General features: G+C 63.0%; 25 protein-coding genes. 4 read left to right on the top strand and 21 right to left on the bottom strand.

From position 1 onward, the window contains the following. Positions 1 to 193: 193 nt before the first annotated feature. From BT116_RS25070 to BT116_RS25030, 9 genes are read right to left on the bottom strand one after another with little or no spacing between them, the layout of a single operon-like run. Complete coding sequence (locus tag BT116_RS25070) at positions 194 to 1,267, bottom strand: protein-glutamate methylesterase/protein-glutamine glutaminase (protein WP_063320597.1); 1,074 nt, start codon at positions 1,265 to 1,267, stop codon at positions 194 to 196. Between the two features lie 2 nt (positions 1,268 to 1,269). Next, positions 1,270 to 1,767, bottom strand: coding sequence for a chemoreceptor glutamine deamidase CheD (gene cheD / locus BT116_RS25065; protein WP_072347977.1), 498 nt, complete (start codon positions 1,765 to 1,767; stop codon positions 1,270 to 1,272). Beyond that, positions 1,764 to 2,600: a CheR family methyltransferase gene (locus BT116_RS25060; RefSeq protein WP_072347975.1), complete on the bottom strand. Its 837-nt coding sequence runs from the start codon at positions 2,598 to 2,600 to the stop codon at positions 1,764 to 1,766. Before BT116_RS25060 ends, cheD begins: the two co-directional genes overlap by 4 nt. Continuing rightward, positions 2,597 to 3,133: a chemotaxis protein CheW gene (locus BT116_RS25055; RefSeq protein WP_072347973.1), complete on the bottom strand. Its 537-nt coding sequence runs from the start codon at positions 3,131 to 3,133 to the stop codon at positions 2,597 to 2,599. The genes BT116_RS25060 and BT116_RS25055 overlap by 4 nt, the downstream gene beginning before the upstream one ends. A gap of 39 nt (positions 3,134 to 3,172) precedes the next feature. Continuing rightward, on the bottom strand, positions 3,173 to 4,831 hold the full coding sequence (locus tag BT116_RS25050) for a methyl-accepting chemotaxis protein (RefSeq protein ID WP_072347971.1): 1,659 nt from the start codon (positions 4,829 to 4,831) through the stop codon (positions 3,173 to 3,175). Between the two features lie 33 nt (positions 4,832 to 4,864). Then, positions 4,865 to 6,967, bottom strand: coding sequence for a chemotaxis protein CheA (locus tag BT116_RS25045; protein ID WP_072348034.1), 2,103 nt, complete (start codon positions 6,965 to 6,967; stop codon positions 4,865 to 4,867). Positions 6,968 to 7,006: 39 nt separating this feature from the next. Then, on the bottom strand, positions 7,007 to 7,291 hold the full coding sequence (locus BT116_RS25040) for an STAS domain-containing protein (protein ID WP_063320602.1): 285 nt from the start codon (positions 7,289 to 7,291) through the stop codon (positions 7,007 to 7,009). 15 nt (positions 7,292 to 7,306) lie between these two features. After that, positions 7,307 to 7,675, bottom strand: coding sequence for a response regulator (locus BT116_RS25035; RefSeq protein ID WP_003203044.1), 369 nt, complete (start codon positions 7,673 to 7,675; stop codon positions 7,307 to 7,309). A gap of 11 nt (positions 7,676 to 7,686) precedes the next feature. Further along, entirely contained in the window at positions 7,687 to 8,598 is a 912-nt protein-coding gene (locus tag BT116_RS25030; protein WP_371856143.1) for a methyl-accepting chemotaxis protein, read from the bottom strand. 744 nt (positions 8,599 to 9,342) lie between these two features. Between BT116_RS25030 and BT116_RS25025 the strand changes: the two genes are divergently transcribed. Continuing rightward, on the top strand, positions 9,343 to 10,689 hold the full coding sequence (locus BT116_RS25025) for an MATE family efflux transporter (RefSeq protein ID WP_072347967.1): 1,347 nt from the start codon (positions 9,343 to 9,345) through the stop codon (positions 10,687 to 10,689). A 56-nt stretch (positions 10,690 to 10,745) separates the two neighbouring features. After that, entirely contained in the window at positions 10,746 to 11,414 is a 669-nt protein-coding gene (locus BT116_RS25020) for an HAD family hydrolase (RefSeq protein WP_072348032.1), read from the top strand. A gap of 70 nt (positions 11,415 to 11,484) precedes the next feature. Here the strand turns inward: BT116_RS25020 and ppnN are convergent, their stop codons facing one another. Further along, positions 11,485 to 12,858, bottom strand: coding sequence for a nucleotide 5'-monophosphate nucleosidase PpnN (gene ppnN, locus BT116_RS25015; RefSeq protein ID WP_063320605.1), 1,374 nt, complete (start codon positions 12,856 to 12,858; stop codon positions 11,485 to 11,487). 217 nt (positions 12,859 to 13,075) lie between these two features. Here ppnN and BT116_RS25010 point away from each other — a divergent pair, with 217 nt between their 5' ends. Further along, positions 13,076 to 13,609 carry a DUF3087 family protein gene (locus BT116_RS25010; protein ID WP_063320606.1) on the top strand — a complete coding sequence of 178 codons (534 nt, stop codon included), beginning with the start codon at positions 13,076 to 13,078 and terminating at the stop codon, positions 13,607 to 13,609. Between the two features lie 4 nt (positions 13,610 to 13,613). Here the strand turns inward: BT116_RS25010 and BT116_RS25005 are convergent, their stop codons facing one another. The 8 genes from BT116_RS25005 to BT116_RS24970 form a co-directional block, all read right to left on the bottom strand. Continuing rightward, positions 13,614 to 14,084: an arsenate reductase ArsC gene (locus BT116_RS25005; protein ID WP_063320607.1), complete on the bottom strand. Its 471-nt coding sequence runs from the start codon at positions 14,082 to 14,084 to the stop codon at positions 13,614 to 13,616. A gap of 141 nt (positions 14,085 to 14,225) precedes the next feature. Next, a complete protein-coding gene (locus BT116_RS25000; protein WP_003203031.1) occupies positions 14,226 to 14,405 on the bottom strand; it encodes a con-10 family general stress protein in 180 nt (59 codons plus the stop codon). A 125-nt stretch (positions 14,406 to 14,530) separates the two neighbouring features. Continuing rightward, entirely contained in the window at positions 14,531 to 15,094 is a 564-nt protein-coding gene (locus tag BT116_RS24995; protein WP_014337800.1) for an ATP-dependent Clp protease proteolytic subunit, read from the bottom strand. A 117-nt stretch (positions 15,095 to 15,211) separates the two neighbouring features. Further along, entirely contained in the window at positions 15,212 to 16,267 is a 1,056-nt protein-coding gene (locus tag BT116_RS24990; protein ID WP_072347965.1) for a DNA topoisomerase IB, read from the bottom strand. Positions 16,268 to 16,402: 135 nt separating this feature from the next. Continuing rightward, entirely contained in the window at positions 16,403 to 17,482 is a 1,080-nt protein-coding gene (modC, locus tag BT116_RS24985) for a molybdenum ABC transporter ATP-binding protein (protein ID WP_072347963.1), read from the bottom strand. Between the two features lie 3 nt (positions 17,483 to 17,485). Next, positions 17,486 to 18,166 carry a molybdate ABC transporter permease subunit gene (gene modB / locus BT116_RS24980; RefSeq protein ID WP_072347961.1) on the bottom strand — a complete coding sequence of 227 codons (681 nt, stop codon included), beginning with the start codon at positions 18,164 to 18,166 and terminating at the stop codon, positions 17,486 to 17,488. Position 18,167: 1 nt separating this feature from the next. Then, entirely contained in the window at positions 18,168 to 18,920 is a 753-nt protein-coding gene (gene modA, locus BT116_RS24975) for a molybdate ABC transporter substrate-binding protein (protein WP_072347959.1), read from the bottom strand. A 130-nt stretch (positions 18,921 to 19,050) separates the two neighbouring features. Beyond that, positions 19,051 to 20,124 (bottom strand): NAD(P)H-dependent flavin oxidoreductase, encoded by a 1,074-nt coding sequence (locus BT116_RS24970; protein WP_072347957.1) that lies wholly within the window; start codon positions 20,122 to 20,124, stop codon positions 19,051 to 19,053. 149 nt (positions 20,125 to 20,273) lie between these two features. Here BT116_RS24970 and BT116_RS24965 point away from each other — a divergent pair, with 149 nt between their 5' ends. Continuing rightward, complete coding sequence (locus BT116_RS24965) at positions 20,274 to 20,762, top strand: GyrI-like domain-containing protein (protein ID WP_072347955.1); 489 nt, start codon at positions 20,274 to 20,276, stop codon at positions 20,760 to 20,762. Here BT116_RS24965 and ada read toward each other — a convergent pair. From ada to BT116_RS24950, 3 genes are all read right to left on the bottom strand, one after another. Then, positions 20,726 to 21,799, bottom strand: a complete 1,074-nt coding sequence (gene ada, locus BT116_RS24960; protein WP_072347953.1) for a bifunctional DNA-binding transcriptional regulator/O6-methylguanine-DNA methyltransferase Ada — start codon at positions 21,797 to 21,799, stop codon at positions 20,726 to 20,728. The genes BT116_RS24965 and ada overlap by 37 nt on opposite strands. An 88-nt stretch (positions 21,800 to 21,887) precedes the next feature. Continuing rightward, positions 21,888 to 22,568 carry a DNA oxidative demethylase AlkB gene (gene alkB, locus BT116_RS24955; protein WP_371856139.1) on the bottom strand — a complete coding sequence of 227 codons (681 nt, stop codon included), beginning with the start codon at positions 22,566 to 22,568 and terminating at the stop codon, positions 21,888 to 21,890. After that, entirely contained in the window at positions 22,555 to 23,244 is a 690-nt protein-coding gene (locus tag BT116_RS24950) for a 2OG-Fe(II) oxygenase (protein WP_256572604.1), read from the bottom strand. The genes alkB and BT116_RS24950 overlap by 14 nt, the downstream gene beginning before the upstream one ends. Positions 23,245 to 23,486 lie beyond the last annotated feature (242 nt).

Genomic DNA, 23,486 nt, shown 5'->3' with positions numbered 1-23,486 from the left:
ACGCGGAGCGTGAGGAACGATCTTCCACCGCCGCCGCGACCCGATCGTTCCCACGCTCTGCGTGGTAATGCATCCCGTGACGCTCTGCGTCACCTGCTAGAAGCGGAACGCGGAGCGTCCCTGGCGGCATTTCCACGCGGAGCGTGGGGAACGATCGTTCACCTGATCAAGTTCACTGTAGGGACGATCGTTGTTACCGATGCAAGATCACCTGCGCAATCTCCTGCAACCCCATCACCCGTTGCGCCGCATTGAGTTTGATCGCTTCCTTGGGCATGCCGAAGACCACGCAACTGGCTTCGTCCTGGGCCACCGTGGTGCTGCCGGCGTCGAGCATTTCCTTCAGGCCGCGGGCGCCATCGTCGCCCATGCCGGTCATGATGATGCCGGTGGCGTTGCGGCCGGCGAATTTGGCCACGGAGCGGAACAGCACATCCACCGAAGGGCGGTGACGGTTGACCAGTGGGCCATCCACCACCTGCACGTGATAGAACGCGCCGCTGCGGGTCACCATCATGTGCTTGCCGCCCGGGGCGATGAGTGCCAGGCCCGGGTGGATGCGGTCGTTGTTGCGGGCCTCGCGCACTTCGATCTGGCACAGGCTGTTCAGCCGGGCGGCGAACGAGGCGGTGAATTTTTCCGGCATGTGCTGGACGATGACGATGCCCGGGCACACTCGCGGCAGGGCGGTGAGCACCGCTTCCAGGGCCTGGGTACCACCGGTGGAGGTGCCCAGGGCGACAATGCGTTCGGTGGTCTGTGCCATGGCGTGGCCGTTGGCGGCGGGCAGCATGGCGTCGGCGGTGAGTTTGGTCGCGGGCGTCAGCGCGATCGGGGCGGGACGCTTGCCCAGGTTGTGCACGTTGACCTGGGCGGCGGCACGGATCGCCGACACCAGTTCAGGCGCCGACTCCAACAGAAAGTTCTTCAGGCCGGTGGTGGGTTTGGTGATGATTTCCACCGCGCCAGCGGCCATCGCCTGCAAGGTGGTTTCCGCGCCCCGGGGCGTCAGGGACGAGCAGATCACCACCGGAGTGGGGCGCTCGCTCATGATTTTCTTCAGGAACGTGATGCCGTCCATGCGCGGCATTTCCACGTCCAGCACGATCACGTCGGGCCATTCCTTGGCCAGTTTGTCCATGGCGAAAATCGGGTCGGACGCCGCGCCCATGACGTGGATGTCCGGTGTGTCACTGAGGATCGCCAGCAACACCTGGCGAACCACCGCAGAGTCATCCACCAGCAGTACATTGATCTTTTTTGACATGGTCAGTGCCGGGTCCTTATGGGTTGGTGCCTGACCCACACATCGCCGCTGCGCAGGTCGAAAATGATGCTGCGGTGGCCGGTGCTGCCCATGTCCTGGGCGATCAGGTCGAGGCGATAGAGGGCGGCCATTTCCAGCGCGGCGTTGACGTTCAGTCGCGCCACATCGCCGTAGGGCACATGACGTTGCAGCTCGGGGAACATCTCCCCGCCGCCGAACAGCTTGAGTTGGTAGTCCTCGGGGTCGGTGCGGTGCGCCCGGGCCTGACGGATGAACAGTTCGATGGCTTCGTCGGCGTAGAGGCCGTTCAGTGCGGTGGAGCAGCGCACTCGACTGGGCAGCATGAAGTGGCACATGGCGCCGATCTTGCGTTCGGGGTGCCACAGCGTGATCGCCACGCAAGAGCCAAGAATCGTGCGCAGGCGGGTCGGGCAAGTGGCGAAGCGAAACTCCCCCGGCGCCAGGTACTCCTCGGCCACTGCTCTGATGGCGGCGCTCATGGTTTGCGGTAAATCGAGGGCGCCACCAGTTTCAACGCATCGGACACACCGTTGAGACTTTCCGAGTGGCTGACGATGAAATACCCGCCGGACTTGAGCCTGGGGAGCAATCGGGCGACCACTTTGCTTTTGGTGGGTTGGTCGAAATAGATCATGACGTTGCGCAGGAAGATCACATCGAACTCCCCCAGCTCCGGCAAGGTGTCGTTGAGGTTGACCTGGATGAAGTTGACCCGGTTGCGCAACGCTCGGTCGATGAGGAAGGTGCCTTGCTGGCTGCCGGTGCCCTTGAGGCAATATTTCACCAGCAGCGGCTGGGGCAGGGTGCGGGCGCGTTCCATCGGGTAATGCCCGGAGCGCGCCTTGGCCAGTACCTGGCTGCTGATGTCCGAACCGATCACTTCCCAAGGCGTGGTGCCCAGCCCTTCGGCCAGGGTCATGGCCAGGCTGTAGGGTTCCTCCCCGGAAGAGCTGGCCGCGCTCCACAGGCGGAAGGTCTTGCCCGGCGTTGCGTGGGGCAGTACGTGTTGACGCAGGAAATCGAAATGTTTGGGCTCGCGGAAAAAGTAGGTCTCGTTGGTCGTCAGCAGGTCCAGCGCCACTTGTAATTCATCGGTGCGCTGGCCGTTCATGATCAGCTTGAAATACTCGCCGTAGCTGTCCAGCTCATAGTGCTTGAGGCGCTTGAACAAACGCCCGGCCACCAGGGCTTTCTTGGCCTCGGACAGGCTGATGCCGGCGGCCTGGTACAGCCAGGACTGGAACTGGCCGAACTCTCGGTCACTGAGCGCCAGCGCGTTCGACGTGCGTTCCTTGCAGGTATCGGCGTTCACGGGGCATCCACTTCCAGCGCACTCGGGCTGGTTTCGGCGAGTTGGGACATTTCGTCGATGGACAACACGCGGTCCACCTCCAGTACGATGACGAACTTGCCATCGACCTTGGCCATGCCACTGATGAAATCGGCCCGGATCTTCGCGCCGAAGCTCGGTGGTGGCTCGATCTGCGAGGCCGGGATTTCCAGCACCGCCGACACCGTGTCCACCAGCAGGCCAATGTCCTGGGCCTGGCCGTCGGCGCTGGACGCCTCGATGATCACCACGCACGAGCGCCGGCTGATCGCCGAATTCGGCCGGCCGAAACGGGCCGACAAGTCCACCACCGGCACGACCGCGCCGCGCAGGTTGATCACCCCGCGCACGAAGGTCGGCATCATCGGCACCACGGTCAGGTTGCCGTATTCGATGATTTCCTTGATGCACAGGATGCCGATGGCAAACATCTCCGTGCCGAGCATGAACGTCAGGTATTGCGCTTCTTCCTCGACCGCGATGGCGGTTTGACGTGTGGTCGCGATGGCGCCCATTGCTTTTTCTCCTTTAAGCAAGCCTGTGGAACCGGACCATCAGAACCGGGTGAATTCCGATTCGTCCGGGGCACTGGCCATGTTGTAGGCAAACGCCTTGGGCATGATCGGTGCCGGTGTCCGCGTCGGTTTGCGGCCGGAGGCGCCTGGGGTATTATCGACCCTGGCAACTTGCACCGCAGACTTGGGCGGCGTGTCCAGGGTGAAGAAACTCATGGCCTGTTGCAGCTGTTCGGCCTGGCTGCTCATTTCCTCGGCGGTGGCGGCCAGCTCTTCGCTGCTGGAGGCGTTCTGTTGGGTCACCTGGTTGAGCTGGGTCATGGCGGTGTTGATCTGCGCCACACCGGCGGCCTGTTCTTCGGAGGCGGCGCTGATTTCCTGCACCAGGTCCGATGTCTTGTTGATCGAGGGGACCATCTCGTTGAGCAGGTTCCCGGCTTTCTCGGCCATATCGACGCTGCTGGACGACAGCTCGCCGATTTCCTGGGCGGCTACCTGGCTGCGTTCGGCCAGCTTGCGCACTTCGGCGGCGACCACGGCGAAGCCTTTGCCGTGTTCACCGGCACGGGCGGCTTCGATGGCGGCGTTGAGCGCCAGCAGGTTGGTTTGGTAGGCGATGTCGTCGATGATGCTGATCCGCTGGGCGATTTTCTTCATCGCCACCACGGTCTGCTGCACCGATTCGCCGCCGTCGGTGGCTTCCTTGGCGGCCTTGCTGGCCATGCCGTCGGTGACCTTGGCGTTCTCGGTGTTCTGGTTGATGCTGGCGCTCATCTGCTCGATGGAGGCGCTGGTTTCCTCGACGCTGGCGGCCTGCTCGCTGGTGGCCTGGCTCATCGATTGCGCGGTGGCGCTGACTTCTTCGGAGGCGCTGGCCAGGTTGTCCGCGGCGTTACGCACTTCGCCAATGATGTGCGAGAGCTTGCCGACCATGTTCTGCATGGCGTTGAGCACCATGCCGGTTTCGTCCTTGGAGCCGCTTTCGATTTTCGCGTTCAGGTTGCCTTCGGCCAATTGTTCGGCGACGGCGGCGGCCTGTTTCAGGGGGCGGGAAATGATGCGCGAGATGAACAGCGCCAGGCCCAGGCCCACCAGCAGGGCGGCAATCAGCACGACGATGATCGACAGGCGTGATTTTTCAAACAGCGCTGCGCCACGCTCGCTGGCGGCGCCAGCGCCGACGTCATTGAGTTCCACCAGTTTTTGCAGGTCGCTGACCACCAGCTCGAATTGACGCTTGGATTCGCCCTTGAGCAGTGCATGGGCTTGCTCGGTCAGGTTTTGCCGAGACAGTGCAAGCAGGTCCTTGCTGACTGCGAGGTAAGCGACCCAGTCATTGCGGGTGGTTTCGAACAGCTGGCGGTCCTCTGCATTGGAGAGCAGTTTTTCATAGGTTGCCAGGCGCGTTTCGAAGGCTTTTTTGGCTTCTTCGGCTTCTTGTTCGATGGTGGCGCGTTCCTGTTCGGAGTCGGCGGTAATGTGGCGGTTTTCCTTGAGGCGGTAGTTTGCCCCGTAGAAACGCATGCCCGAGGCCGCACGCATGGACGGCATCCAGTTTTCCCGGATCTCGACCGTGGTGCCGTTCACTTGGCCCAGTTGAATGATCGAGAACACCCCCATGACGGCTGTCAGCGCCAGCACAACAAGAAATGAAGTGATCAGTTTGGTGGCGATTCTAAGGTCGTAGAACCATTTCATTGGGAAGTACCTCTCCATGGAATTGCGAAAGCGTCAGCGAGCGTTGGCTTGTTGTAATTGAGTCGGGGTGTAGCGGTTTTCTGTCTGGGCGATCTGGGTGAGCAGCGCCGGTACGTCGAGAATCAACGCCACCGCGCCACTGCCCAGGATGGTCGAGCCACTGATGCCGCGAAGGGCACCGAACAGCTTGCCCAGCGGCTTGATCACGGTCTGGAATTCACCCAGCAAGTCATCCACCACCAGCCCGGCCTTGAGTTCGGCGTAGCGCACCACCACCACATTCTGGCGGCGAGCGGGCGGGCCTTCGTGGCTGAAATGATCGCGCAGGTAGACCAGGGGCAGCACCTCGCCGCGCAGGTCGAGATAGCCTTGTTCGCGGCTGGCAACCCCATCGTTTTCGCTCAGCTCGATGCATTCCTGGACCATGTCCAGCGGAATGACATAGGTCGATTGACCGATGCCCACCAGAAAACCATTGATGATCGCCAGGGTCAGCGGCAGGCGAATGCGCACCACGGTGCCCTTGCCGGGCTGGCTGTCGAGGTCGACGGTGCCGCGCAGCAGGGTGATGTTGCGCTTGACCACGTCCATGCCCACGCCACGCCCAGAAAGATTGGTCACGGCCTGGGCGGTGGAAAAACCGGGCTCGAAGATCAGGTTGTAGATCTCCTGGTCGGTCGGGCTTGCGCCGGGGGCGACGAGGCCACGCTCCTGGGCTTTTTCCAGGATCCGGTCACGGTTCAGGCCGGCGCCGTCGTCGGCTATTTCCAGCACGATGCTGCCGGAGTCGTGATAGGCGTTGAGGTGCAGGTGCCCCTTGGCTGGTTTGCCCGCCGCCAGCCGGGCCTCGGCGGTTTCAATGCCGTGGTCCATGGCGTTGCGCAGCAGGTGCATGAGCGGGTCGCCGATTTTTTCCACCACGGTCTTGTCCAGTTCGGTCTCCGCGCCGCTGATGATCAGGTCGATGTCCTTGCCCAGTTCCTGGCTGACATCGCGCACCACCCGACGGAACCGGTTGAAGGTTTCGCCGATGGGGATCATGCGCAGGCGCAGGGCGCCATCGAGGATTTCTTCCACCAGTGCGGAGACTGACGAGGTGGCCTCCTGCAACGGATCGTTCTGGCAGGTGCGGGCCAACAGGCTGGCACCGGCGCTGGCGATGACCAGTTCACCCACCAGGTTGATCAACTCGTCGAGCTTGTCGGCATTGACCCGCACGTAGGTGCCGTCCTTGGCCTTGCTGTCGCTGGTCACCGCTTGTTTGTCGCTGGCGATCTGGGCGGGCACGCGCGGCGCCTTGCGCTGGTCGGACAGCAACTCGCCGGTGGTGACCAGGGCGGTGTTTTCCTCGACCGGCTCCGGTGATGTGGTCACCAGGCCGGTGTTGGCTGCGGGGGCGATGTCGTCATCCAGGGCAACGATCTCGATCTCGCAGTCTTCCCGGACGAAATCGAACACTTCATTGATCGCGCCGTGGCTGGCGGCCGAGCGAAACTCGATGTCAAAGCCCAGGTAGCAGGACTCGGCGTCCCAGGCATCGGCGGCGGGCAGGGCGTCGGTCAAGGTGGTGATGTCGACGATTTCACCCAGGGTTTGCAGGTAGCGCAGGAACGACAGAGGGTCCATGCCGTTGCGGAACACGTCCTGGCCGAAACGCAGGGAGATGTGCCAGAGGCGCGTTTCGCCGGGTTCGCTGGTTTTGGTTTCAGGGGCTGGCGTCGGAGCTGCAGCGGGCGAGGGCGCCTGGTACTCCTGCAGGATCTGGCACAGTTCCACTTCCCGTTGCAGGGCCGGTGGCGGCAGCGCTCCACCCTGGTTGGCGGCCACGTTGATCAGTTCCAGCATGTGATCGCTGGACTTGAGCAGTACCGCGATCAGGCCGGCGTCCACTTCGACGCTGCCGTTGCGCAGGCGATCGAGCACGTCTTCGACGATGTGGGTGAAGCTGACGATCGGCTCAAGGCCGAACAGCCCGGCCGAGCCCTTGATCGTGTGCGCCGCCCGAAAGATCGCGCCGATGGCGTCATCGTCGCCGGGGTCGGTTTCCAGTTGCAGCAGCGACTCTTCCATCGCTTGCAACTGTTCCCGTGCCTCGACGATGAAGGTCTGTTGTGCCTGATCGAGATTGATGCTCACGCTCATATCCTTTGTCGTGTCCGACGTATTGCAGCAGCCCTAGGCAACCAGGTTGCACAGGGCAAGTGTTTCCATGACGGCCTTGCTCTGGCCGGTCAATGTCAGTTGGGTGCCGGCCTTGGCGGCCTCGCGCTGTACCATCAGCAGCAGTTGCAGGCCGGCGCCGTCCATTTCGGTGATCTGCGACAGATCAAGGGCCATCCGCGGTGTTGCGCCCAGCTGCGGTAACCATTGCGCGGCCAGGTCGGCGGCGGTGTAGATCGTCAGCTCGCCGTCGATGTGCACCTGGGCGGTGTCATCCTGTGTTTCGTAGTGCAACGACATGGGCGCCTCCGGCTATCAAGGAAGGATCAGCTTGGATACCGCCGCCAGCATCTGTGCCGGCTGGAACGGCTTGACCACCCAGGCCTTCGCTCCGGCAGCCTGGCCTTCCTGTTTCTTCGATTCCTGGGATTCGGTGGTGAGCATGATGATCGGCGTGAATTTGTAGCTGGCCAGCTTCTTGACCTCCTTGACGAAGGTGATGCCGTCCATGTTGGGCATGTTCACGTCACTGATGATCAGGTGCACTTTCTGGCCATTGAGTTTGCCCAGGGCGTCCTTGCCGTCGCTGGCTTCGATCACGTCATAGCCGGCACTTTTCAACGCGATGCCGACCACCTGCCGAACGCTCGCGGAGTCGTCGACAACCAATACACTTTTAGCCATGAACGGCGCTCCTAAAAGAAGGTGATTTCCTGTGAAGTCTGTTGCGCGGCCGAGTCGCCGTGGTGATTGCGGCGTTGCTCGTCGGTGGCGTAAGTGGTTTCCATGCGCGCCAGCCATTGGCGAGCGTCGATGGAGACGGCCTGTTCGGGCGACTGGCTGGCCTGCTGCATGTGCACATGCAGGTCCTCGATGTTGTCGCGCACGTGGCTGAGGATCTGGCTGACCCGATCCTGGAATTGCAGGCTGACCAGCACCTCGGTGAGTTCATCGCGGATGCCGAAGCTCTCCCGCTGCAGCATGTCGGCCGAGTCGGCCAAGCTGCCGGTGACACTCTTGAAGCGCTCCAGCACCTGCTGGATGCTTTGCTCGGAGGCACTGACCGAATGGCTGTCCTGGTCCGCGCCGCTGGACGCGGCATGCACCAGTTGGGTGATGGCGGTGTTGATGATGTCGACCTTGGCCGACATCTGTTGGCCGGTCTCGCTGGACTTGCTCGAGAGGCTGCGTACGGCGTCGGCCACCACGGCAAAGCCACGCCCGGCCTCGCCGGCACGGGCGGCTTCGATGGCGGCATTGAGCGCCAGCAGGTTGGTCTGCGCGGCAATCGCCGCGACGTCGGCGGCCATGGTCCGCAGTTCCCCGGTATAGGCCGTCAGGTTGCGTACCTGGGCCAGGGTTTCATCGCGGCTGGCTTGGGTGGCCTTCAGCGAATCGATGACCTTGACCAGTTCACTTTCGCTCTGGGCCAGCACCTGCACGGCACCGCCACTGCTGCTGCCGGCCAACTCACCGGCAGCCAGCTGCGAGGCTTGCACGGTCTCTTCCAGGCGCGAAGAAATGCCGGTGAAACGGCTGGTCAGCGAGACGATTGCGGTTTCGGTCTGCTGCCGGGAGCTTTCGACCTGCTTGGCCCAGATCGGCATGGCGCCGAGAATGACTTCGTTGAGTTGCTCGCTGGCTTTATGGGCCAGATGCTCGCTGGCTTGCAGGTCGTGGCGGGCCATGGCGGCGATGGCGCTGTCGAACTGCTGACGTTGTGAACGCGCACCCCATATGCCAGCACCGACACCAACGGCCAGGAGGGCAACAGCCAGGATGATGTTTTGTACGCTTGGACCATTGAGCAGTAAGACGCCAACGGCAGCAACGAAAGCGACGAGCACTGTGTTCCAGAGGATGCGAGGTGGTTGGGCGAAGGAATGACCGTGTGGGTACGACGTCATGGTTCGGTCCTTGAACAGAGTTTCTAACAGGTTATTTGCGAATAACTGGTTATCTGCGACCTCTACTCGGACTTTAAGACCGGCTGTCCGATACCGGTATTGCATAGGCATTGGCCTACACAGTACGTGGCACTGTGCTATTTCAGGTTAGACGCTGTCTGGGAAATGTCGAATGCACCCGACGAAGGTATAAGCCACCTGGCAAGGGAGATGGCGCACGGGCCTTTGTGGCGAGGGAGCTTGCTCCCGCTGGAGCGCGAAGCGGTCCCAAACTTGGCGGGTGCGGTTGGCCTGAAAGATTGCGTGTTTAGGTTTTGGGGCTGCTGCGCAGCCCGGCGGGAGCAAGCTCCCTCGCCACGAAAAACGGACATCTTCCGAAACAGAATCCATGGATTACGCTAAATTACCCGGCATCGGATTTTCGAACCTGCCATCAGAGCCCTCATGCCCACCCAGCCCCTCTGGAAAACCTACCTCCTGTTCCTGGCCCCTATGGTCTTGTCCAATTTCCTGCAGTCCATGTCTGGCACGTTCAACAGCATCTACATCGGCCAGATGCTCGGTACCCAGGCCTTGGCGGCGGTGTCGGGCATGTTTCCCATCGTGTTTTTCTTTATCGCATTGGTCATCGGCCTGGGTGCGGGGGCAGGGGTGTTGATCGGGCAGGCCTACGGCGCCGGCGAAACCGGGACGGTGAAGGCGATTGCCGGTTCGACCTTGTTGTTGGGGGCGATCATCGGCCTGACGGCGGCGGTGCTTGGCAGTGTCTTTGCGCGTCAGGCGTTGCAGGGGCTCGGCACGCCGGCCGATGTGCTGGAAGACGCCGTTTCCTATGCCCGGGTCATGCTGTGGATCCTGCCGATGTTGCTGGTATTTGTGCTGTTTACCCAACTGCTGCGCGGGGTGAGCGATACGGTGTCACCGATGTTGGCCCTGCTGATCTCCACCAGTGTCGGGCTGCTGCTCACGCCAGCGTTGATTCGTGGCTGGTCGGGGTTGCCGCAGATGGGCATCCAGAGCGCGGCGCTGGCGGGGTTGGTGGGGACGGCCTCGGCCATGGCCATGCTGGCGTGGCGCCTGAACCTTCGCGAGCATGCCCTGGCCCCGGACCGGGCGTTGTTCGCGGCGATGCGCCTGGACACGGAGATCCTTGGCAAAGTGCTGCGCATTGGCTTGCCCACAGGGTTGCAGATGGTGGTGATCTCGTTGTCCGAGTTGGTCATCCTGACGCTGGTCAATAGTCATGGCTCCCAGGCCACGGCGGCCTACGGCGCGGTGACGCAGATCGTCAACTACGTGCAGTTTCCGGCGCTGTCGATCGCCATCACCGCTTCGATCCTCGGCGCCCAGGCCATCGGTGCCGGACGCCTGGAGCGCCTGGGGCCGATCCTGCGCACGGGGTTGTTGATCAACCTCTGGCTTACGGGCGGGCTGGTGGTCCTGGGGTATCTGTTGTCTCACTGGCTGCTGGGGTTGTTCATCACCGACCCGGCGGCACGGGTCCAGGCCGAACACCTGCTGCACATCATGCTCTGGAGCCTGCTGGTGTTCGGCTTCCAGGCGATCGTCGGCGGTATCATGCGCGCCAGCGGCACGGTGCTGGTGCCAGTCGCTATCTCGATCTTCTGCATCGTCGCCGTGCAGGTGCCGGCGGCGTATCTGCTGGACGCTCACTTAGGCCTGCAAGGGGTGTGGATGGCGTTCCCGGTGGCTTACTTGAGCATGCTGCTGTTGCAGACGCTGTACTACAAGCGGGTGTGGCAGCATCAGCCGATCGAGCGGTTGGTGTAGCCAACTCACCATTAAACCCTGTGGCCATCACCCGCCACGCCGCCACCGAGGATCCGATGCCTGCCAGTCTCCCCACCCACATTGCCTACCGCGCCTTCCTGTTCGACATGGACGGCACACTGCTCAATTCCATCGCCGCCGCCGAGCGGATCTGGACGCGCTGGGCCCTGCGCCACGGCGTGGACGTGGCGACATTCCTGCCGACGATCCATGGCGTGCGCGCCATTGACACCATCACCCGCCAGCACCTGCCGGGGGTGGATGCCCAGGCCGAGGCCGAGCAGATTACCCGCGAGGAAATCGAAGACGTTGAAGGGGTGGTGCAGGTGCCCGGTGCGCAGGCCTTTGTGAACAGCCTGCCGCCTGAGCGCTGGGCGATCGTCACTTCGGCACCGATGGCACTGGCCTTGCGGCGTATGGAAGCGGCCGGGATCCCGCGCCCTGCAGTGATGGTCACTGCCGAGGACGTGAGCGACGGCAAGCCCAACCCCGCCTGCTACCGCTTGGCTGCCGAACGCTTGCAGGTGGCACCGCAGGAATGCCTGGTGTTTGAAGACGCCGAGGCGGGCATCCGGGCCGGCGAGGCGGCGGGGGCGGATGTGCTGGTGGTGACGGCGACGCATACGCACCCTGTGGTCACCCTTCATCCGCAGATCGAGGATTACCTTGGGCTAGGCATTGAGGTGGATGAGGCCGGCCTGATGCGGTTGCCTTCGATTCTATGACCGCCGCAGAACACCTGTGGGAGCGAGCTTGCTCGCTCCCACATTGGATCTACGGAGGTCCTCGGATAGGTCAGGTCACCACGCGATAGCACGGCACATACGCCGCCCCGCCTGGCAGTTTCATGCGGTGCTGGGCGACGAAGGCCTGGAGCAGGCGGTCGAGGGGTTCCATGATGGCGGCGTCACCGTGGATCTCGTAAGGGCCGTGTTCTTCGATCAGGCGGATGCCCTTGTCCTTGACGTTACCGGCCACGATGCCCGAGAACGCCCGGCGCAGGTTGGCCGCCAGTTCGTGGGCGGGCAGGTCGCGGCTCAGGCCCAGGCTGGCCATGTTGGCGTGGGTCGGGTCGAACGGGCGCTGGAAGCCTTCGTCGATCTTCAGCAGCCAGTTGAAGTGGAAGGCGTCGTTGCGCTCGCGGCGGAACTGCTTGACCTCCTTGAGCCCCTGGGTCATCTGCCGTGCCACTTCGGCCGGGTCGTCGATGATGATCTGATAGTGCTTCTGCGCGGCTTCACCCAGGGTTGCACCGACAAACGCATGCAACTGATCGAGGTACGGCGCGGCGCTTTTCGGTCCGGTGAGCACCACCGGGAACGGCAGGTCCTGGTTGGCCGGGTGCATCAGGATACCCAGCAGGTAGAGGAACTCTTCCGCCGTACCAGCGCCGCCCGGGAAGATGATGATGCCGTGACCGACACGTACGAAAGCCTCGAGGCGTTTCTCGATGTCCGGCAGGATCACCAGCTCATTGACGATCGGGTTCGGCGCCTCGGCGGCGATGATGCCCGGCTCCGTCAGGCCCAGGTAACGGCCGCCATGGATCCGCTGCTTGGCGTGGGCAATGGTGGCGCCTTTCATCGGGCCTTTCATCACGCCAGGGCCGCAACCGGTGCAGATATCCAGGCTGCGCAGGCCCAGTTCGTGGCCGACCTTCTTGGTGTATTTGTATTCTTCGGTGTTGATCGAGTGACCGCCCCAGCACACGACGATTTTCGGCTCCACGCCAGGACGCAAGGTGCGGGCGTTGCGCAGCAGGTGGAAGACGTAGTCGCTGATGCCCTGGGACGAGCTGAGGTCGATGCGCTGGCTGTCCAGCTCGTTCTCGGTGTAGACGATGTCGCGCAGGGCGCTGAACAGCATTTCCCGGGTGCTGGCGATCATTTCGCCGTCGACGAACGCGTCGGCCGGCGCGTTCAGCAGCTCCAGGCGCACGCCCCGGTCCTGCTGGTGAATACGGATCTCGAAGTCCTTGTAGGCTTCCAGGATGGTCTTGGCGTTATCAACATGGGCGCCGGTGTTGAGGATGGCCAGGGCGCACTGGCGGAAGAGGGTATAGATACTGCCGGAACCGGCTTCGCTCAGTTGCTGGACTTCGCGCTGGGACAAGGTCTCCAGGCTGCCTTTGGGGCTTACCGAGGCGTTGATTACATGTCTTTGATTCATTCAGCTTTCCTTGAAAACGATGCCATGCACACAACGACGGCATCTTGAAAAAAACGTCCACGCAGAAAGATCGCACGATCCTTGCGCTATCGCCATGGACTTCGATCCGGACCCGGCGAGTCGGTTGCGATACAAAATGAGCTCCAGCATAGCTAAATCGACCGGGCAGGCGATAATGCGTGACTCTTTTGATGCCGTACAAGGAAATTGCACCGCGATGTTCGAGATCAAACCGTGGGATAGCGACACCTATCGCAAGCAGACTCGCCGCAGCACCCTGATCATCGCGGTGGTGTTCCTGGCCCTGGCGATGTTGCTGTCCAGCCTGGCCGTGCTGCTGCTGGGCACGCCCGGAGGCGATAACTTTCGTTTCAATCTCGGCGGGGTGCTTGTCGCGGTGCTGGCAATGGCCGCGCTGATGCGCCTGTATTTCTGGTCGCAGCCATGGATGGCCGCCGCCGTGTACGGCTGGCAGCTCAAGCGCAGCCTGATGAAAATCACCAACGTGATGCACCAGGTGACCGCTGGCGTGCAAGCCCAGGATCCCACCGCTATGAAGCTGCTGCGTTTCTATCACCTGGGGCTGGCCCAGATGCATCAGCTGGACGCCAACTCCAGCGCCCAGGGCTCCCTGGCGCGAGAGGCCGACGCGCACCTGGCGAAGATGCAGGCGCTGGGCCTGGGCACCGAACAGTCGCGCCTGGAGGCGAGCTGGATCGAGACGGTGAAGCAGGCCTATCGCGCAGGTTGAGCGGTCAGAGGGTGCCGATGCGGTCGAGCTCGGCTTTCAAGGCCTGGGCATCGAGCTGGTCGAAGGGCAGGGCAAAAAAGGCCCGGCAGCGGGTTTCGATACGATCCAGGGTGGCATGGAAGGCCTGGCCGATCTGATCATCGCTGCCTCTGACGGTCGATGGATCGACCAGGCCCCAGTGGGCCTTGATGGCCGGACCGAAGTACACCGGGCAAGCATCGCGAGCGGCGCTGTCGCACACGGTGATGACGATGTCCGGCGGACTGCCCTCGAACGCGTCGTTACCCTTGCTGCGCAAGCCTTTTACGCTGATACCGGCTTCTTGCAAGGTGCTCAGGCTGCGCGGGAGCACGTGGCCCTTGGGGAAACTGCCGGCGCTGACGGCCTGGAATCCGGCCGGGGCCAGATGGTTGAACATCGCTTCGCTGAGAATGCTGCGGCAACTGTTGGCTGTGCACATGAAGAGGACTTTCATCGATCGGCTCCGATAAGCGCAAGGTTGGGCTGCGCCGGAGTATATGCGGACAATCGAATATATGGAATTTCGTATTTGTAGCGAGAGCGAGAGCGGATAGCGCCGGGGCGCAATACGTCTGCGCCCCAACGATTTGCGTGGTTACGATTTTCTGCCGCCGCCTTGGCTGCGTTCGCTACCTTTGTTACCGGCCCCAGTGCCTTTTTGCCGGTCGTTAGCAACGTTGCCGCCCGACGCTTGTCCGCCTTTCTTGCCGGCTTCCGATGCTTTTTCACGATCATTGGCGAAGTTGCCTGGGTTTTTGTTTCCGCTACTGGCCATTTCGAGAATCCTCATTTTGGTTGAGCGAGCAACGTGCCTCGCATTAGTTGGGAAAGAAAATGGCCGGGGGAAGTTTAAAAAAAACCGCTTGCTGGCGACGAATGGTCTGCCACCAGCCTTCACTTCTAATCCTCCCCACCGCTGACTTTCCAATGCTTGGCATCTGCCGGGAACACCACTTGCTCGACCCGATGGGCAATGCCGAAAGCCAGGGAGTTCTCCGCTGGAATCACCCGTTCCTCGGCACACAGGCATTTGAAGATATCCAGCTGCGTCGCCGCGCCAGCGGTTTCCTTGACGTAGATTTCCACGTAGCGCGCCACGTCGTTGTCCAGGCTGGACAGGTACTCGCGCAAGCGTGAGTGGTCCACCGACTTCTGGCCGAAGTACCAGTTCATCGGATGAATCAGGAAACGCGAATGTGGGGTAGTGGTGCGGTCGCTGGCGGCCAGGTACATGACGATGCCCATCGACTCGATGTTGCCGGCGTTCACCGCACGTACCGGTACCGGCAGGGACTTGATGAAGGTGTAGAGGGTGAAGCCGAAGTTGGTGCTGCCACCGACTGTGGAGAGATTGAGCATCAGCGAGTCGGCGCCTTTCTCAATGGCCTCCAGGCAGTTATCGCGAAAGCGTTCCGTGGTTCCCTGATCGATCTGGCAATGAAAATGGACAATGTGTTCGGACATCTGAAACTCCTGTCGACTTCACCCTTTGCAAGTGCCTGCGGATCGGCTGTGCCGTACAGTTGGGAGTCCAGCGGTCTGCGGATGTTCCTCATCCGTGGCTGGCTGCCGGTGAGCGCATCAAGCCGGTTGCTGCTGTTCGCATTTCTGGGCGGCTTGCGTCATGCGCTGCAGAAATAACGCCAGCCCGGCTTCTTCTTCGCTGAGGCCTTTACGTGCCCGGGGTTTGGGTAACTGGGTCAGGGCACCGAGCAGGAAACTCTCCACCACCGCAGGATGAATGTAGCACTTGCGACAGACGGTCGGCGTGTTGCCCAGTTGTCGGGCGACTTGCCTGACCATCTCGGCGACATGCCTTTTGGCCTCGCTTTCGGTTTCCCAGCGCAGCGTCCGCAACCCGGCCAGAGCGGCTGCGCTGCCGGCCCAGGTGCGGTAGTCCTTGGCGGTGAAGTCAGCGCCAGTGAGGGTCTTGAGGTAGGCGTTGATGTCCGAAGAACTGATGGCGTGGCGTTCGCCGTGTTCGTCCAGGTATTGGAACAGGTTCTGCCCGGGGATCTCCTGGCAGCGCTTGATGATCCGCGCCAGGCGCCGGTCCTTCACGGTGATCTGGTGCTCGATGCCGCTCTTGCCACGGAACTGGAAGGCGATGGCGCTGCCGTTGACCTCGACATGCTTGTTGCGCAGGGTCGTCAGGCCATAGGAGCGATTGTCCCGGGCGTATTGGCTGTTGCCGACGCGGATCAGGGTCGTGTCCAGCAGGGTGATAACCGTGGCCATGACTTTGTCGCGGCTGAAACCGGGCGTGGCGAGGATTTCTTCCAGGCGTTTGCGCAGGCGCGGCAGGGCACGTCCGAATTCCAGCATCCGCGAATACTTGTCCGCATCGCGCACTTCACGCCAGCGCGCGTGGTAGCGGTACTGCTTGCGCCCGCGGGCGTCGCGGCCGGTGGCCTGGAGATGGCCTCGGGGGTCGGTGCAGATCCACACATCGGTATAGGCCGGCGGCACCGCCAAGGCATTGATGCGCTGGATCTCTGCCGCGTCGGTGATGCGCTGGCCCTGCGGGTCGAAATAACAGAACTTGCCACGCAATTTCTTGCGGGTGATGCCGGGGGCGGTGTCGTCGACGTAATGCAGGTCGGCCGGCAATGCATCCGGCGGCAGGGTGTCGGGCATGAAGAAAGTCCTTGGCAGCGAATCCGGTGGCCTGTGATCGATTGACCGCAGCCCGTTGCGGTCGTGCCAAGATTCTGATGGTGCCGCCGAACCTGTGGGAGCAAGCGCTCACAGTGTGATCGGTTGTTAAGGGGACTACGCCAACACCGCCACCGCCTTGATCTGCGCCCACAACACCAGCCCCGGTTGCAGCTTGAGCTGATCGCGGGAATAGCGGGTGATGCGCGCCAGCAGTGGGGTGCCGGCGGCTTCCAGGCGGACCAGCACATGGGCGGCGTTGTCGGCGGCCTGTTCGCTGACCACGGTGACCGGCAGGCGATTGAGGATGCTGGTTTGGGCATCGTTCGCCAGGCTGAGGCTGACGTCCCGAGCCTGGACCTTGAAGCGCAGCGGCTGGCCGAGGGCCAGGGACGTGTGGGCCACGCGCACGGTCAGTTGGCTGTCGGGCAGGTTCAGGGTCAGCAATTGGTACGCCGGGTCATAGCCGCTGACCTTGCCCTCGATCACCACGCCGGCGTCATCCCCCAGGGCCAATGGCAGGTCGAGCCGGGCCAGGGTTTCGCCGATCGGTCCACTGGCCAGCGCGCGGCCGCCGTCGAGCAACACGATGTGATCGGCCAGGCGCGCCACTTCGTCCTGGGAATGGCTGACATACAGCACTGGAATGTCCAGCTCATCGTGGAGCCGTTGCAGGTACGGCAGGATTTCGTTTTTGCGCCGGCTATCGAGGGCCGCCAGCGGCTCATCCATCAGCAGCAGTTGCGGGCTGGTGAGCAAGGCACGGGCGATGCCCACCCGCTGGCGCTCGCCGCCGGAGAGGTTGTGCGGCTGGCGATCGAGCAAGTGCCCGATACCCAGCAGATCGGTGGCCTGGTTCATGTCCACTCGCCGTTGTGCCGGCGCGATGCGCTTGAGGCCGAACGCCAGGTTGGCCCGTACCGACAGGTGGGCGAACAGGCTGGCCTCTTGGAACACATACCCCACCGGCCGCTTGTGGGGCGGCACGAACACGCCGTGCTCGCTGTCCTGCCACACTTGGCCGTTGACTTCGATAAAGCCCCGGGCCGGCCGCTCCAACCCGGCAATGCAGCGCAGGCAAGTGGTCTTGCCGGAGCCGGAAGGCCCATACAGTGCGGTCACGCCACGGCCTGGCAGTTGCACATCCAGGTCCAGGGAAAAAGCCCCGTGGTCGAGTTGCAAACGCGCGTTGATCATCGATCAGCCCCAACCGGCACGGGTTCGGCGGCTGGAATACAACGCCAGCAGCACCAGGAATGAAAACACCAGCATCGCCGCCGCCAGCCAGTGGGCCTGGGCATACTCCAGGGCTTCGACATGGTCGTAGATCTGCACCGACACCACCCGGGTTTTCTCCGGGATGTTGCCGCCGATCATCAGCACCACGCCGAATTCGCCGACGGTGTGGGCGAACCCCAGAATCGCCGCGGTGATGAAACCGGGACGGGCCAGGGGCAGGATGACGCTGAAAAATGTATCCCAGGGGCCGGCCCGCAGGGTGGCGGCGACTTCCAGGGGGCGACTGCCGATGGCCGCGAAGGCGTTTTGCAACGGCTGCACCACAAACGGCATGGAGTAGATCACCGAGCCGATCACCAGCCCGGTGAAGCTGAAGGTGAGGGTGCCCAGCCCGAGGGCTTGGGTGAACTGGCCGATCCAGCCGTGCGGCCCCAACGCCAGCAACAGGTAAAAGCCGATCACCGTGGGTGGCAACACCAATGGCAATGCCACCACCGCGCCCACCGGCCCGCGCAGCCACGAACGGGTGCGCGACAGCCATAGAGCGATGGGCGTGCCGATGAGCAGCAGGATCACCGTGGTCAAGGACGCCAGTTTGAGGGTCAGCCAGATGGCGGCATAGTCGGCGCTGGTCAGGGGCATTTTAGCGTTGGTAACCGTAGGTTTGGATGATGGCGGCGGCTTTCGGGCCCTTGAGGTAATCCACCAGGGCCGCGGCGGCGGGGTTGTCCCGGCCTTTGGTGAGGATCACCGCGTCCTGTTTGATCGGGTCGTGCAGTTCGGCCGGGACGATCCATGCCGAGCCGCCTGTCACTCTGCCGTCCTTGTACACCTGGGACAAGGCGACGAAACCGAGTTCGGCGTTACCGGTGGAGACGAATTGATAGGCCTGGGTGATGTTCTGGCCTTCGACGAGCTTGCCTTTCACCTGCGCGCTCAAGCCGAGCTTGTCCAGCACCTGGGTCGCGGCGAGGCCGTAGGGCGCGGCTTTCGGGTTGGCAATGGACAGGTGCTGGAAGTCGTTGTGCTTGAGGACCTGCCCCGTGCCATCGACGTAACCCTCTTTGGCTGACCACAGCGCCAGGGTGCCGACTGCGTAGGTGAAGCGCGAGCCCTTGACAGTGTCGCCTTCGCTTTCGAGTTTGGCCGGGGTGGTGTCGTCGGCGGCGAGGAAGACTTCGAATGGCGCGCCGTTCTTGATCTGGGTGTAGAACTGCCCGGTCGCGCCGTAAGCCGCCACCAGCTTGTGCCCGGTGTCTTTTTCGAAATCGGCGGCGATGGCCTGGATCGGCGCGGTGAAATTGGAAGCGACCGCCACCTGCACCTCCGCGGCCTGGACGGCGCCAATGGCAAAGAACGGGGTCAGCAGCAACGGCGCGAAGCGGATGGGGCGCATAGGTCGGGTTCCGTAAGGTCAGGTTCGCTATATACCGGAATATATAGCGAATGGCCGGCAAACGGAACGCGGCATTTTGCCTGGGGAGCGAGCCTGCTCGCGATGGTGGCCTGACAGGCGATGACGACTGTCAGGACCGCCCACGATTGTTGAGTCGGGCCAATGCCTCTTCAGCCAACCGCCGGGTCAACTCGGCGCTCGACAGTTCGCGGCCCAGGGGAAACGCCTGGCCGGCCCACAGGTTGCTGAAGTCCGCTTCATCCTTGGCGCGCAGCGGCATCAACGCGCCGCCCGCCAGGGGAAAGGCCGGTGCGAGCGGGCTCATCGGGCCCACTTCGCGCATCACCCGGTTGACGATGCCTCGGGCCGGGCGCCCAGTGAACAGGTTGGTAACAGCGGTCTGGCTTTCCTTGGCCGTGCGCAACGCGCGGTGATGGGAAGCGCTGATCTTCGCCTCGGGGGTGAACAGATAGGCGCTGCCCAGTTGCACCGCCGAGGCGCCCAGGGCGAACGCCGCGACGATCCCCCGCGCATCGCCAATGCCGCCGGTGGCGATCACCGGCACCTTCACCGCATCCACCACCTGCGGCAGCAAGGCAAACAGCCCGACTTGGGTGTTGAGGTCGTCGCTGAGGAACATCCCGCGATGGCCGCCGGCTTCATAGCCCATGGCGATGATCGCGTCGCAGCCGTGCTGCTCCAGCCAGATGGCCTCCTCGACGGTGGTGGCCGAGGAAAGGATTTTCGCGCCAGTGGCCTTCACTCGATCCAGCAAGGATTTTTCCGGCAGGCCGAAATGAAAACTGACCACTTTGGGACGCATCTCTTCCAACACCTGGCAGGCGGCATCGTCGAAAGGCGTGCGGTTGGACACCGGGGTCGGCGCGTCGAAGTCGACGCCCAGTTCCTGGTAGTACGGCTTGAGCCGTTGCTTCCAGGCCGCGGCCCGTTGTTCGTCGAAGGCCGGTGGCTGGTGACAGAAAAAATTTACGTTGAACGGCTTGTCGGTCTGTTCGCCGATGGTCGTCAGGGCCTGGCGCAGTTGCTCGACGTCCAGCATCGCCGCCGGCATCGAACCCAGCCCGCCGGCATTGCACGTCGCGACCACCATGGCCGGCCCGGTCACCCCGGCCAGCGGTCCCTGGATGATGGGCAGCTCGATGCCGAGCAGGTCAAGAATGCGAGTGTCTGGCCACTGGCTCATGGGCGGGGTCTCCGACGGCAGAAGGAAACAGCGGTTTTAGCAGGTGTGGACCGGCGAGGGCCAGTCGAGTTTTTCAATCGAGCGCTGCAGCTTGATCCCGCCGGTGGGAGGGTTACCATGCGGGCTTCATACATCAAGGAGCCCGATCCATGGACGTGAAACTCAAGACCGTCGAACCCTTCACCGTGGCCGGCCTGCAGGTGCGCACCCGCAACACCGACGAACAGCAGCCCGACACGGCAAGGATCGGCCCGATGTGGCAGCAGTTCTTCAACGAAGGGCTGTTCGACACGATTCCGGCCCGGCAGTCGGAGTCGTTCGTCTACGGGGTGTATTCCAACTACGAATCCGACGCCACCGGCCACTTCGACGTGACGGCCGGAGTGCAGGTGGATGCGACCTGCGCAGGCTATCCCGCCGTGGACATCGAGGGCGGCGACTACGTGGTGTTTTCGGCCAAGGGGCCGATGCCCGACTGCGTGATCCAGACCTGGGGCCTGATCTGGGCGTACTTTGCGGATAACCCACAGACATTGCGCCGTTTCACCACCGATTTCGAGGTCTACAGCGGCCCCGACTCGGTGGCGATCTACATCGGCATTCAATCCCCGGATGAGCGCTCCAGCGCCAGCAACTGACGCTTGCGTTCCACACCCCAGCGATAGCCCGACAGGTTGCCGTCGCTGCGTACCACCCGATGGCAAGGGATTGCCACCGCCAGGCTGTTGGCGCCGCAGGCCTGGGCCACGGCGCGCACGGCCTTGGGCATGCCGATGCGCTGGGCGATCTCGGCATAGCTGGCGGTGCTGCCTGCGGGAATGTCCCGCAAGGCTTGCCAGACCCGCTCCTGGAAGGCGGTGCCGCGCAGGTCCAAGGGCAGGTCCAAGCCTAGGGCCGGTGCTTCGATGAAGCCAACCACCTGGGCGATCAACTGCTCGAACTCGCGGTCGGCGCCGATCAGGTTGGCCCGGCGGAATTTGTCTTGCAGGTCGCGCACCAACGCGTCCGGGTCGTCCCCCAGCAGGATCGCGCACACGCCACGCTCGCTTTGCGCCACCAGGATCGCCCCGAGGGAGCATTGGCCGACGGCGAAACGGATGTCGGTGTTCTGCCCGGCGGCGCGGTAGTCGGCGGGTTTCATGCCCAACACCTTGTCGGCAGCCTCATAAAAGCGGCTGTTGGAGTTGAAACCGGCGTCGTACAGCGCCTCGGTGATCGTGCCGCCATCGGCCAGGCGTTCGCGCACCTTGCGTGAGCGGTGGGCGGCGGCATAACCCTTGGGGGTCAGGCCGGTGACAGCCTTGAAGACCCGATGAAAATGGAAGGGGCTCAACCCCGCGCTTTCTGCCAGCTCATTCAGGCCAGGCAGTTGCTCGGCCGCCTCGATTTGCCGGCAAGCGGCGGCAACCCGTGCCGCTTGCTGGGCGGCGATCTGGGTCTGGTCCCGGGCTACGCGCTTGCTGGGCCGATAACCGGCGGCCTGGGCCTGTTCCGGCGTGTCGAAGAACTCGACGTTGCGCGGGTTGGGCAGGCGCGACAGGCTGCTGGGGTGGCAATAGATGCCAGTGGTTTTTACGCCATAGACGAAGGTGCCGTCGGCGCGTGGATCCCGGGCGAGCACGGCGGCCCAGCGCGGATCCAGTTCAGGGGCGAGATTGTTCGAAGTGCTGTTCATGGTCGTTATGTCCATTGGCCCGTTTTGGCTACAGTAGCGAGCCTGGGGAGCGGCGACACTCCGGGTCTTGCGGTTGAATTCTGCACCTTCACCCGGCGGTGCGAAACGTCAGGTTGATGCGCTGGGCGCCCAGGCGCGGATGCTCTCCACTCTTGAGCGGCAGCACGCCGTGATAACGCAACCGGTCCACGCCGCCCCAGACCACGATGTCACCATGGAACAGCGGCACACGCAGGCTTTTGTCGCTGCGCTCGAACCCGCCGAACTGAAACATTGCCGGCAAGCCCAGGGACATCGAGACGATAGGGGCGCTGAGTTGGCGTTCGTTCTTGTCTTGATGCAACGACATCCGTGCGCCGGGCACGTAGCGGTTGATCAGGCAGGAATCCGGCTCGAAATGCTCGAACCGTGCCTGCCGGGCGGCGGCCTGGGCCAGTTCGCGAAACACCGCCGGCATGGCGGGCCAGGGGTGGCCGGTCTGTGGATCAACGGCGCTATAGCGATAGCCGCTGCGGTCGGTGGTCCAGCCCAGGGCGCCACAACTGCTCAAGGCCACCGACATGGTGAAGCCGCCGGGCGTGACCATCTGCCGGAACGGCGCGGCCTGCAACACGGTTTCCAGGGCCGGCAGCAAACGGTCGAGCCAGGGCAGGGCAAAGCCACGCAGCACGAACGATTGCGGGCCAATCTGTTCGACCTGGCCTGGTGTCGTCGGCGTCTCGTCGGCGAACAGGTCCAGGGTGATCGGGGTGTCGTCATTGCGCATCATGAAAAATGATTCCCAAGGTGTGTCGCCTGCCGTCGTGCACGCGGCTGACGCCATGGCGCATGTTCACTCGATAATAACCGCGAACGCCTTTGACGGGCCGCTGATGCACCGCGAACACCACCGCATCGCCCTGTTTCAGATCGATGACCTGCGGCCGCGACTGCATGCGCGGACGTTGTTCGGTCAGCACGAATTCACCCCCGCTGAAGTCCCGCCCCGGTTCCGACAACAGGATCGCGACCTGCAGCGGGAACACCTGCTCGCCGTACAGATCCTGATGCAGGCAGTTGTAGTCCTGGGGGCCGTATTGCAGCAACAATGGCGTCGGGCGTTGCTGCCCGGCGGCATGGCAGCGCTGGATGAAATCGGCATGCCGGTCGGGATAGTGCACCTCTAGGCCCATGCACGCGTTCCAGCGGTTGGCCAGCGGTACCAGCAGCGGATACAACCACTGACGCAGTTGCTGGACGAGGTCAGGCAGCGGGTAACGAAAATACTGATACTCGCCGCGCCCGAATCCATGGCGGGCCATGATCACCCGCGAACGAAAAAGCCCGGGCTGGGCATACAAGCTGCTGAGTCCCTGGCATTGCCTGGCGGTGAGCAGGTTGCGCAGGACTGCGCTGCCGTCCTGCTCGAGGCTGCCCTCCAGGGCAGACCAGTCAAGGTCGCCCATGGGTGGGATCAGCGAGGGGGCTTGCAGGGAGGTGGACATGAGCACAAACCTTAGTGGGAAGGATTGGTCAGTCTGGCGTGGGCGTCGTTGCCGGGCACTCCGGGACTTGCGGTCAATGTTTCATTCGGCGCTGAGGCTGTGGAAGATCGTTCCTCACGCTCCAGGAACGCTCCGCGTTCCGCTTCTGCAAGGTGACGCAGAGCGTCACGGGATGCATTACCACGCAGAGCGTGGGAACGATC

This window comes from Pseudomonas sp. NFACC16-2, assembly GCF_900119205.1.
Lineage (GTDB): Bacteria > Pseudomonadota > Gammaproteobacteria > Pseudomonadales > Pseudomonadaceae > Aquipseudomonas > Aquipseudomonas fluorescens_Q.
This window is presented reverse-complemented; position numbering and strand designations above follow the sequence as displayed.